The organism is Winogradskyella algicola, from assembly GCF_005869935.1.
Classification (GTDB): domain Bacteria; phylum Bacteroidota; class Bacteroidia; order Flavobacteriales; family Flavobacteriaceae; genus Winogradskyella; species Winogradskyella algicola.
Window position 1 is genome coordinate 1 of record NZ_SZQF01000002.1, and the last position, 12681, is coordinate 12681.

Below are 12681 nucleotides of genomic sequence, written 5' to 3' on the forward strand. Positions count from 1 at the left end.
CGACATTCGTGTCCGCTGGACTATCGCCATCAGCTAAAACACTGTTGCTAAAGCCTCCGGCATCCACGGCATCCTGCTCGATGACATAGGTCGCCGTATACGTCGCTACTTCGCCAACCAATAGGTCGCCTTCTGCACTGCCTAAACTGGATGGGCCTACAAACGTTGGACCGGTCAATAAGGTCAGTGGGTTACCATTGGCGTCCACGAACGTATCCGCTATCGCTACTCCGTCTAAGGTCACATTACCTGTATTGGTTACCGTGATCGTATATTCTACCGTATCTCCTAAACTTGCCCCTACTGGTGCTACATCATTGGTGATCGCTACCGTCTTAACGGCCTCGATGCTTGGATCTTCAGGAATTGTAAAAGGCGTGACATCATTAGTAGTGTCAGCATCATTATTATCACCATTAATGGAATCTATATCATCTGTTTCAACAGTTTCAGGATCTGTAACTACAGAACCATCAGCTGCTGTACCAGTGTCAGATGTGTCTGTAATATCGTCTAAAGTGTTTCCAATATCCCCTCCTGGAACTTCTGCAGTAACAAAAGCAGAATTTTCAACTCCACCTGCATCAACATCAGATTGTAATATAGTATATGAAGCAGAACAAGTTGTACTTAAACCTGGTGCTAAACTAGAATCTACACAAGTAACTGTTCCGACTATTGGATCTGTTACAACTATGTTAGATAACGTTTCATCACCAGTGTTAGTTATAGTAAATTCATAATTTATAATATCATCTAATAAACCTGGTGCTCCTGAAGAAGTGATACTAGTAATACTCTTAATTAAACTAATACTACAATCTGCAGAATCTAAAACAATTGGCATTGAGGATGTAGCACTACATGTAGTTGTAGCTTGGTACCTAACCTCTATAGTATAAGAATCTGGTGGTAAATTGTTAAACACATTGGATGTCTGCCATGTTTGATCGTTTGACCCACTTAGACTTGATAAACTATACTCTATAGTACCACCACCATTATCGGTTGCATCTACAGTTATAGTACCTAAATTAGACAAACATGTTGGTTGTATACTACTCGTTGAAGCTTCAATTGTTGGAGGTGGGACGAAGAAACTTGGATCATAAAGTATAAACATCTTGCCATCTCCTCCATCTGTTCCTGTTGCACCACTCTGTGTGATTCGAACACCTCTAATATCTGTACCAGATGGTACCAATGCTGTTAATGGATAAATTACTGCAAATACATTTACACCTGAAAGTATTGGTACTCCTGTATCTATATAATCAGCTAAGGTAACCGTAACTACGTTTCCTGTTAAATTCAAACTATTATCCAAAGCTTGGATGCTCACTTCATTATTACCGTTTCGTTCAGTAACAACTACATATCTATTTGATGCAGATGTTATGTCTGAATTGTAAACAAACTCTACATAATCTGTAGATTCAATACCATTGTCTAAAGCAAGGTAGTTTCTCAAGTTTGCATTTGAATTAGCTTCTATTAAAGCTGGATCAAATATTGCTGGTCCTTGAGATATATCGTGTGTTGTTGTGTTTTGTTCTGTGATAAACTGATTTGCTGCAGCTGGATTGGCAAATGAGTAATTTGTAGATTCTGGTCTAGCAATACCTGTAAAAGGGTTAGGCTGACCAGTAACTGTTATGAAATTTAAAATAGCAGGATCAAACTGATTTGAGCCTGTATTAACATCAAAGGTTACATCGCCTGCTAATAATGATGCTGTTGGATTTCCTGTCGGAATTACATCAAGACAGGCATCATCACTACACTCAAAAGGTGCTGAAATTAAAGCAGAATCCGTTAATGTACATGAAGGTGCGTCTGAAAAAGTAGCCGTAAAAGATAAATCATTACCATTTGCTGGTAAAACAACATCATCAAAAACATGACTTGTTGCACCATCTAAACTACCTACAGCTATACTCAGTGTAATATCACCAGTAATATCTAAAGTTCCACTAGAAGGAGCATTATCATAAGTTACCGTAATGTCTGCAGTAAAAGTATCGTCTGTTATATCTGATGGTGTACCATTATCATTACATGCTGTTATATCTGATGCAGTAAGCACTGTAATATCAAAATCAGAATCTTGTAACGTCACAGAATTAGCTACAGCTACACATTGAATATCGGATTGATACCTTACTGCTGGTGTATATGTACCTGGTATTAAGTTATTGAATACGTTAAATGTTTGCCATGGTCCAGCTACGCCATTGATACTATACTCTATAGTACCACCACCATTATCGGTTGCATCAATGGTTATAGATCCTAAATTTGTTGGACAAGTTGGCTGAATTATATCTGTTGTAGCTTCAATTGTTGGGGGTGGAATAAAGAAACTTGGATCGTAAAGTATAAACATCTTGCCATCTCCTCCATCTGTTCCTGTTGCACCACTCTGTGTGATTCGAACACCTCTAATATCTGTACCAGATGGCACTAACGCTGTTAAGGGATAAATAGCTGCAAATACATTTACACCTGAAAGAATAGGCACTCCTGTATTTATGTAATCAGCTAAAGTAACTGTGACTACGTTTCCTGTTAAATTCAAACTATTATCCAAAGCCTGAATACTTACTTCGTTATTACCATTTCGCTCAGTAACAACCACATATCTATTTGATGCAGATGTTATGTCTGAATTGTAAACAAACTCTACATAGTCTGTAGATTCAATACCATTGTCTAGAGAAAGGAAGTTTCTCAAGTTTGCATTTGAATTAGCTTCTATTAAAGCTGGATCAAATATTGCTGGTCCTTGAGTGATATCATTTGTTGTTGTATTCTGAAGAGTAATAAACTGATTAGCAGCTGCTTGATTAGCAAATGAGTAATTTGTAGATTCTGGTCTGGCAATACCTGTAAAAGGATTAGGCTGACCTGCAACTGTTATAAAATTTAAAATAGCAGGATCAAACTGATTTGAGCCTGTGTTAACATCAAAGGTTACATCGCCTGCCAATAATGCCGTTGTTGGATTTCCTGGAGGAATCACATCTAGACAGGCATCATCACTACACTCAAAAGGTGCTGTAAATACATTTGTGTTGTTTAATGTACAAGTTACATCATCAGAAAATGTTGCCGTTAAATCTATTGCTCCACCATCTGCTGGAAGAACTACATCGACAAATGTATGTGGTGAGGTTAATCCAACAACTGAAACTGATGCCGAACCATCACCAGAAAGGTCTAGAGTTCCTGTAGAAGGTGCACCAACAAAAGTTACCGTTATATCTGCGGTAAAAGTATCATCCGTTATATCTCCCGGTGTACTATTATCGTCACAAGGGTCAATATTTGAGGATGTAATATCTGAAATATTACAAGCTACACAACCTGCATCTAAAAGTGTAAAAGCATCTGGGCTAATATTTTGACATGAAGGAGAACCAATATACCTTACTGAGGCGTTGTATGTTCCAGGACCAACATTGTTAAATACATTAGAAGCTTGCCATGGGCCTGTAGCGCCATTAATACTATATTCTAATGGACCTCCTCCATTATCTGTTGCATCTATGGTAATTGTACCTTCATTTGCCGGACACACTGGTTGAGTAAAAGAGGTGGACAAAGAAATAGTAGGCGGAGGTGTTAAGAAAAATGGATCGTATACTATAAATACTTTACCATCACCACCATCACCACCACTAGCTGGTGCACCAGTTTGCGTTAATCTTATACCACGAATAGGAATATTTGGCCCAACAAAAGCAGTTAGCGGATATACTGTGGCATAAATTTGTTGTCCATTATCATTGTTCTGACCTGTGGCTATATAGGTTGTTGTTCCACCACCGACATTATCAACAATTTGAGGAGTTCCAATTACATTTCCATTTTCGTCTATGGCTTGAGCCTCCATAGTATTATTACCATTTCGCTCAGTAATTATAACATATCTATTAGAGGCTGAATTTATATCATAGTTAAATTCAAAGTTTACATAGTCTGTTGGAAAAATATTACCATCGTTTCTAAAGTAATGGTTTAAGTTTCTATCTGTATTTGCGGCAATTAATTCAGGATCAAAAATTGCAGGACCATCAGTAATAGCAGCGCCATCAACACCATTATTTATCATCCTTTGGTTAGTTGCTGATGGTGAAGAATAAGAATACGAAATATTATCTGGCACCAATAAATCTGTAAAAGGTGCAGGCTCACCAGCTATAGTAATACTATTAAACTGCTTAGTTGATAAGTTTGCATTAGCTTCATCATTTAGATTAACAATATCAAAAGTAACATCAACTGCTGTAAGTGCACTTGATGGCGATCCTGGTGGAATAACATCTGGACACTCATCGTCACTACACTCAAAAGGTGCATTAACAACCGAATTATTAGTTAGCGTACAAGCACCATCATCAGAAAACGTTGCTGTTAATGAAATTGCACTACCATTAGCAGGCAGAGTCACACCTGTAAATGTATGTGGTGAGGTTAAACCTACCACAGAAACAGAAGCAGTACCATCACCAGATAAATCTAGAGTACCGACTCCAGGTGCATTAGTAAAAGTTACTGTTATATCTGCCGTAAAGGTATCATCACTAATATTATCTGGTGTTAGGTTATCATTACAAACAGATTCATTAGAAGAACTTATTGCTGTGATATCACAATTTGCTACTAATTCGATGATTACATTTGCTGTAGTACATATAGTTTCATTTGGAGCATTTAAACAAATCTCATACGTTACTGTATAAGTTCCTGCAGTTGCGCCTGCTGGCACATCTATTGTTCCGTCTGTATTAATAGAAACACCTGTTAAGCCTCCATTGTTACTAATATTTATATTATCATTAATATTTGCGTCTGTTGCTGGTGAACCATCCGATTCATCAATACCATTCCCGTTGTCTGCAAAAACACTAGCGGTAGTACCGCCAGTAATCGCATCAAATGGTGAACCACTAAAATCATCATCTAAAGCTAAAATTGTTGGTTGAGATCCGCAAAGCTCTACTGTTGCAGGTATAACACATTCAAACACATTTCCAGATCCTGTGGTTAAACCACCGGTACTTCCACTTGTAATATGTCCCACAAAACAAATTGAACCACCACCAGCTCTATTGAAAAATGTCATTGCATGACCACCCACGCTCACGTAAACTGGATCGTCTACACCGACATTGAATGACGGAGGAATAGTTGGATTTTGAATAACAGCATTGCCACCTTGACCGATAGAGTTTTGATTATTCCAACCCCAACTATATATGATATAAGGATCAGAGGGTAACGCTGGTTCAACAAGTACTGCAGCTGCAGCCCATTCTTCCGAAGTATGTGTGGTTGATAATTGGATAACTCCTGTAAGATCACTCATGCCCGAATTATCTTGTATTGCCGTCCATGAAGTAACAACACCAGAACCCGTAGTTATTAATTCTCCAAGTGTATTATCTCCTACACCATAAACTTTTGTATCAGTTGCCAACAATAATAGACCTGTATCACCATCATTGTGTGTAAACGAAGATATTTCTTTCACTGGTGCTGGTGGAGTAGCCATTAAAGTTGCAAAGTCTAGGTTTTGAGCGGGACTACCATCACCAATTACCACATTATCTCCCCATGTATAAATATCACCATTAGACAGAAGTGCATAACCAGCATATTTATTACCAGTTATATTGATTACTCCAGTAAGAGGAACTCCAGCAGATGTCTGTACCTGTTGCCAAATATTTCCATTGGTACTGTTATTACCACTTGGTGCTGTCGTGCCTGTTGTAGCAACCCAAACTTCTCCTGCAGCAATTACAAAAAGTACATCTGAACTGGCATGCATTTGTGTAATGTCAGCTGAATTAAAAGGTAGAGTCTGAGTAGCATCCATATCATTAAACCCTATTCCAGAGACAAAGTCACCATCAACAACTTCGCCAACACCACCCCAAGCATACAAACTAACAGTAGTAGCTAAGAAACCTTGCCCATCTGAATTACCAGAGAGTGCAAAGTGCAAAGGAGTTCCCGAGTAATTGTAACCATTTGCTGGTGTAACTTCCGTAATGACATTGGCATTACCTCCGTTTGCAGCCATATCTTCACCCCAAGCCACAATACCAGTAGTGGTTTTAGCCATCGATTGATGATAAGAGGTCATCAGTACATCTGTTTCAGGATTAAATATACCGTCTTCATTAATAGTTGGACAGCTTTGGGCTTTAATTGTAATAGAATGGAAAAAGACAAATCCTAAACATATGTAGGCTAAGCTTAAATTAGAGAATCGTGTAGAGATTTTCATATTATTATATAGTTGATGTATAATTCAAATTTTATTAAATCGATGCTTTTAATTTGTCGATAAAATGCAAATATATCCGACAAAGTGTAAAAAACAAATTTTTTTTGTAAGATTTTTATATAAAAAACCTTTGAGTTATTCTTTTATATCTTTTAAGACACTAAAAATTGTCTTGATGTCACTAATAAAAACTAAATAAATCTAGGTGAAGAGATTTGCTATTAATCAACTTCGGGGCTTACTTAGTAGGAAAACTAATCTTAAAATTTTCTTAATGTAAAAGTACAAAAAGAAATAATTGATTTTCGTTTCCGAAATATAATTACAAAATTACCAAATCGTTATACTTCTATTTCTCTTTTAGTTGAACGACCAATATTGTATGTTGAGTGGAATTGGTAGTTCGACGAATGGTGACTTTTATGATGTAGACGAATGGTGACTTTTATGATGTAAAAAATTCAAAATTCAACCCAACAAATTCAGAAGTAAAATTAAGTCATAGCAACTAAAATTTAACATTTAATGTTACGAACACCATTATAATTGTTACTAAATGAAAAAACCTCTATTAAAGCTTTAACATTTACATATAGTTTATTTTTTCTAAAATTACTTGGCGGAATTTTTTACCAATAGGAATTACAGAATCATTCACTGTTACAGTATTGCCAGAAATTTGAGTTAAAAATTTAGAATTTATAATAAAACTTCTGTGAACTCTAATAAAATCTTTAGACAGCTTATCTAACATGTCATTTAGTGTGGCTCTGGCCAGTATAGTTTTACTATTGGTGAGAAAAATCAGAATGTAAACGTGATCACTCTGCAAATAAAGGATATCATTAAACTTTATTTTTTGATATACGCCTTTAATCTTAAGAAATAAAGCATCGTCTTCTTTTATTTGGTTATTTGTAAATGTTTTTTGTTTTTGAGAATGGTTAAAAATTGCCACTTCTATAGATGTGTATAATTCTCTCTTAGAAAACGGTTTTACTAAATAGGCAGAGGGTGATACTTGTTTCGCTTCGTTTAATGTTAGTTCGTCAGAGTTGGATGTCAAAAATATAAAGGGAAATTTGTACTGATCCGTTATTACTTGAGCTAAGTCTATACCAGTTTTTTTGCCAGAAAGCTGAACATCTAGTATAGCAATATCTGGTTTTTCGTTTTCAATAGTTTCTATTGCTTCCGTAAAATTTATAGCTGGTTCTAACACGTCATAACCTAAACTTTCTAAAGCATCTCTTATATTATCTGCTATGATAACTTCATCTTCAACTATTAAAACTCTAATTTTGTTCATTGCTTGAGTTTTTAATGATTATATCTGATAAGATATCTTTAATTAACTGTTTTTCTGGATTTTGTATCCTTAAAGGTAATTACAAAATAGGCGCCGCTTCTATTCTTATATTCAATATTGCCATGTATCTGTTTAACTAGTCGCTTTACTAATCTTAAGCCTGTAGTTTTAATGCTGTCAAAGTTGGTTTTAGTGTTTAGTCCAGTACCATTGTCATAAACTTTTAGTGTATGGTACTCTTCCGACTTATCAATAGATATATTCAACTTTCCTTCTTCTTCTTTAAATGCATACTTATATGCATTAGTTACCAACTCATTTATTATTAAACCTAAAGGTATTGCTGTATCGATATCAAAAAATATTTTATTGATGTCTATATGAATTTCTATTTTTTTATCTGAATCATATAAAGATGTTAATTCTTTTACCAAAAGAGTTATGTAATCATTAAAGTCTATTAAACCATCCTTATTTTGATATAATTTTTGATGAATTATCGCCATAGACCTTAACCTATTTTGCCCATCTTCAATTAATTGTAATGCTTTTTTATCTTCTATATTATTTGTCTGTAACTCTAATAAGCTAGACACTATCTGAAAATTATTTTTTACCCTATGGTGTACTTCTTTTACCAAAAGTTCTTTTTCTTTTAAGGCCACCTCAATGGTTCTATTTTTTTCTTTAAGTACTTCTGACTGTTTCTTCTTTTTAAAGTATGCCCATGCAGAAATTAAGAAAAGAAAACCTACTAAAGTTGCTATAATAATATAGAGGTTAGTTCTTTCTTTTTCGTGCGCTACACTTAGATTTTTTTCTTTCTCTGCCTGATTTACTTTATAACTTGCTAAAGAGCTAGCTAAATCTTGAGAGTAAATTTTTTTTATTTGTACTACAGTCTGATCTTTAAAATATATTGCCTCTTTTAAATAATTGTGGTTTTCTAAAGTTTGAGAAATTTCTCTAATTAGCTGATACTGATCATTAGGATTTAATGTTTGTTCACCAAGCTTACTTGTAAGCTTACTAAAACCAATTATGTCATTTACTTTAAACAAATCAAAGATATCGTTTGCATCTTTAGATTCAAGATCTATAGTACCTAAATACTTTGCGTATAGAGAATAGCTTTGTTGTGAAGAGCCCTTATCATTATAAAGTTCTTTTAGTAGCAACTTTACCTTTTCGTCCTCTCCACCTTTATATATATAGGCATCGATGATGTGAACAAGTGTCCCAATATAATACGGACTGTGTTCTGTCAATGATTTTTCTAACTCTAAACTCAGTTCACATTTTTCAATATATTCATTTAGTTTTCCTTCTAATACCAAAAAATCACATAAATAATACAAGGATGTAATCATCAGCTCATTATCATTTAATTTTTTGGCTTCATCAAAATTTTCTAAGCATAATTTTTTTCCTTTTTCTATATCTTGTTGAATGATATACAGAACTATCTGATGTGTGCTTGAATAAATCTTTGCTTTTTTTACATCGTCATTATTACCGTTGAAAGCATTGATATAATTATCTAATGCTTCCTGAATTTTAGAAGCTGATTCAATAGAGATATCATCTCGAAGTTTGGATATTTGATTTACTTTGATTTTTACGTAATCTAAATCTATTTTCTTAGTGTCTGTGGGCTTTTCTACATTAAGATTAATGTAATCTGAAACACTTTGGTACGATAGTTTCGGATTTTTAGTTAAGCTATTTATAAGTTTGGTATAATCGATATAAGTAGGATTATTATTGCTAGCTATACGATACAATGCATTGACATAAGAAGACTTCTTTATCTTTTCAATCATCGCTATAGCAGAGTCATGTTCTTTATTGAGTATGTACTTTTCAATTTTGAGTATACTATCTTGACTTTTGATATCATCAATAGGCAGCTCTATAGTATTTTGGGAGAACAAACAATGGCTTAAAAACAGAAAAAATAAAAATCTAAATTTCATTAATCGGAAAATTAAAGCCGTAAATATATGGATGTTGTTTAATTATATTCTACATAATTTATATGAACTTAATAATATTATATTTGCACTCGTTTTAATCATTCTCAATGAGTTTTAAGGAAGAAATAAATAGAAGACGAACATTTGGAATTATATCACATCCAGATGCTGGTAAAACTACATTAACAGAAAAGCTATTACTTTTCGGTGGTGCTATCCAAGAAGCAGGTGCAGTAAAAAGTAATAAAATAAAAAAAGGTGCTACGAGCGACTTTATGGAGATAGAGCGCCAACGTGGTATTTCTGTTGCTACATCTGTCTTGGCTTTTGAATACAACGGTATTAAAATTAATATTCTAGATACACCTGGCCACAAAGATTTTGCCGAGGATACTTTTAGAACGTTAACAGCTGTAGATAGCGTAATTGTAGTTATTGATGTAGCCAAAGGTGTTGAGGAACAAACCGAAAAACTCGTTGAAGTTTGTAGAATGCGTAATATCCCAATGATTGTTTTTATTAACAAACTAGACCGTGAGGGTAAGGACGCTTTTGACCTTCTGGATGAAGTTGAACAAAAACTTGGACTAAAAGTTACTCCTTTAAGTTTCCCAATTGGTATGGGTTACGACTTTAAAGGGATTTATAACATTTGGGAAAAGAACGTTAATCTTTTTGAAGGAGATAGTAAGCAGCATATTAACGATACAGTTGAAATTTCTGATTTAAATTCTAAAGAGTTAGATAAGCTTGTTGGTGAAAAAGCAGCGCAAACTCTGAGAGATGAGATAGAATTGGTAGAGGGTATCTACCCTGAGTTTGATAAAGAAGCCTATTTAAATGGTCATTTACAACCTGTATTTTTTGGTTCTGCATTGAATAATTTTGGTGTGCGCGAATTATTGGATTGTTTTGTTGAAATAGCACCGAAGCCTAGAGCTAAAAAAAGTGAAGAACGTTTAGTACAACCCGACGAAAAGGAATTTTCTGGTTTTGTTTTTAAGATTCATGCCAATATGGATCCAAACCACAGAAACAGATTGGCCTTTGTGAAGATTGTTTCTGGAGAGTTCAAACGAAATACTCCTTATTTACATGTAAGGCATGGTAAAAAACTTAAATTCTCTAGTCCTAACGCTTTTTTTGCTGAAAAGAAAGAAATTGTAGACATCTCATATCCTGGCGATATTGTTGGCCTACAAGACTCTGGAAACTTTAAAATTGGTGATACTTTAACCGAAGGAGAAACTCTTAATTATAAAGGTATTCCAAGTTTTTCACCTGAGCACTTTAGATATATTAATAATGCTGACCCAATGAAAGCTAAGCAGCTTTACAAGGGTATTGACCAATTAATGGACGAAGGTGTTGCTCAGTTGTTTACATTAGATTATAATGGTCGTAAAGTCATAGGTACAGTTGGAGCGCTTCAATATGAAGTTATTCAATACAGATTAGAGCACGAATATGGTGCAAAATGTACTTACGAAAACCTTAATGTACATAAAGCATGTTGGGTTCAGACAGATAATGAAAAGAGTGATGAATTTAAAGATTTTTTAAGGGTGAAACAACGCTATTTAGCTAGAGATAAGCAAAATCAATTGGTTTTTTTGGCAGACTCAATGTTTACCCTACAAATGACACAACAAAAATATCCAAGTATAACATTTCATATGACGTCTGAGTTTGAATAAAATGTAAGAAACTTTTTCATTTTAGTTAAATTACAGTGTTTTTTATCGATATTTTTTGCCTTTAAACGATGTTTTGATTACTATTGGTTATTAATTATTTTGTCTTATTGAAAGATTAACCCCAAACCAATCTACTTGTTATGGATGTAAATGCAAACGTATACAGTAATAAAGAGATTACTGTAACCTACGAACCACGTTGTTGTGTAAATGCTGGTATTTGCGCTAAACAACTTTCAGAAGTATTTAGGAACTCTGTGATTCCATGGATTGACTTAGATGGTGCACAAACGGATGTGATTGTAAATCAGATTAAGAAATGTCCATCAGGTGCACTAAAATATCATCTAAACCAAAAAGATGTGGCCTAAAGTTTATACTTTCTAAGTAATAAAAAATCCTTGTAGTGAAATACTACAAGGATTTTTTATTGTCTTTAATTTCAGCTTTAAAAACAGAGAAATTGAATTTAAGCGATTTAAAGAACGCTAAATCATTTTTATAACAGATTAGATTAACTAAATTTATAACTTCTTCTGTTCCTCTAGAAATACTTCAATATTTATTACTTTTTCAAATACAATAAGAAATTTCTATAGAATTCTACTATAATAAAATCATCCTTGACCTATTGGTTCGAAATTAAATTCAACTTCGCTAAAGCTTCGATTGGATGAATAGGAATTGGTGGTTGCTGTATGGAACGTTTCTCCAACCACAATTTCTAAATTTAAGCCTGACCTATTGGCCCAAAATTTAATGGAATTGGTGGTTGCCATATGAAAATATTTCTCACAACCACAAATTCTAAATTTATGCTTGACCTGTGGGTCCAAAATTCAATGGAATTGGTGGTTGCTGTATGGAAACATTTCTCGCAACCACAAATTCTAAATTTATGCCTGACCTGTTGGTCCGAAGTTCAAAGGAATTGGTGGTTGCTGTATGGAAACATTTCTCGCAACCACAAATTCTAAATTTATGCCTGACCTGTTGGTCCGAAGTTCAAAGGAATTGGTGGTTGCTCGTAATCTTTGATTTCACCATGGGCTTTTTCAAATCGAGCTACATTATCACCTAGTGCTTTTAATAAACGTTTAGCATGTTGTGGTGTTAAAATTATTCTAGACTTTACCTTACTCTTAGGTGTACCTGGCATTATGCTTACAAAGTCCACAACAAACTCTGAAACTGAATGATTAATGATTGCTAAGTTAGAATAAGTACCTTCTGCTACCTTTTCGTCTAACTCTATATTTATCTGTCCTTTTTTTGGATTCTTTTTTTCTTCTGACATAATATTAATTTTAAAATTAAAAAAGCCTTCAAACTATAATAGAATGAAGGCTTTTGTTTTATGGGATCCTGAATCAAGTTCAGGATAAATTCGACTTACAAGTT

General features: G+C 34.2%; 6 protein-coding genes. 2 read left to right on the forward strand and 4 right to left on the reverse strand.

All coding sequences use genetic code 11. From position 1 onward, the window contains the following. The 3 genes from FC091_RS04455 to FC091_RS04465 form a co-directional block, all read right to left on the reverse strand. Nucleotides 1-6298: DUF7507 domain-containing protein (locus tag FC091_RS04455; RefSeq protein WP_138433083.1), on the reverse strand; the 6298-nt coding region annotated here is incomplete at its 3' end. Between the two features lie 586 nt (nucleotides 6299-6884). After that, nucleotides 6885-7607 (reverse strand): LytR/AlgR family response regulator transcription factor, encoded by a 723-nt coding sequence (locus FC091_RS04460; RefSeq protein ID WP_138433084.1) that lies wholly within the window; start codon nucleotides 7605-7607, stop codon nucleotides 6885-6887. A gap of 38 nt (nucleotides 7608-7645) precedes the next feature. Further along, entirely contained in the window at nucleotides 7646-9583 is a 1938-nt protein-coding gene (locus tag FC091_RS04465) for a sensor histidine kinase (RefSeq protein WP_138433085.1), read from the reverse strand. Between the two features lie 107 nt (nucleotides 9584-9690). Here FC091_RS04465 and FC091_RS04470 point away from each other — a divergent pair, with 107 nt between their 5' ends. After that, entirely contained in the window at nucleotides 9691-11280 is a 1590-nt protein-coding gene (locus FC091_RS04470) for a peptide chain release factor 3 (protein ID WP_138433086.1), read from the forward strand. Nucleotides 11281-11420: 140 nt separating this feature from the next. Next, nucleotides 11421-11651 carry a (4Fe-4S)-binding protein gene (locus FC091_RS04475; protein ID WP_138433087.1) on the forward strand — a complete coding sequence of 77 codons (231 nt, stop codon included), beginning with the start codon at nucleotides 11421-11423 and terminating at the stop codon, nucleotides 11649-11651. Between the two features lie 608 nt (nucleotides 11652-12259). Here FC091_RS04475 and FC091_RS04480 read toward each other — a convergent pair. After that, nucleotides 12260-12577 carry a DUF3467 domain-containing protein gene (locus tag FC091_RS04480; RefSeq protein WP_076617118.1) on the reverse strand — a complete coding sequence of 106 codons (318 nt, stop codon included), beginning with the start codon at nucleotides 12575-12577 and terminating at the stop codon, nucleotides 12260-12262. Nucleotides 12578-12681: the final 104 nt, after the last annotated feature.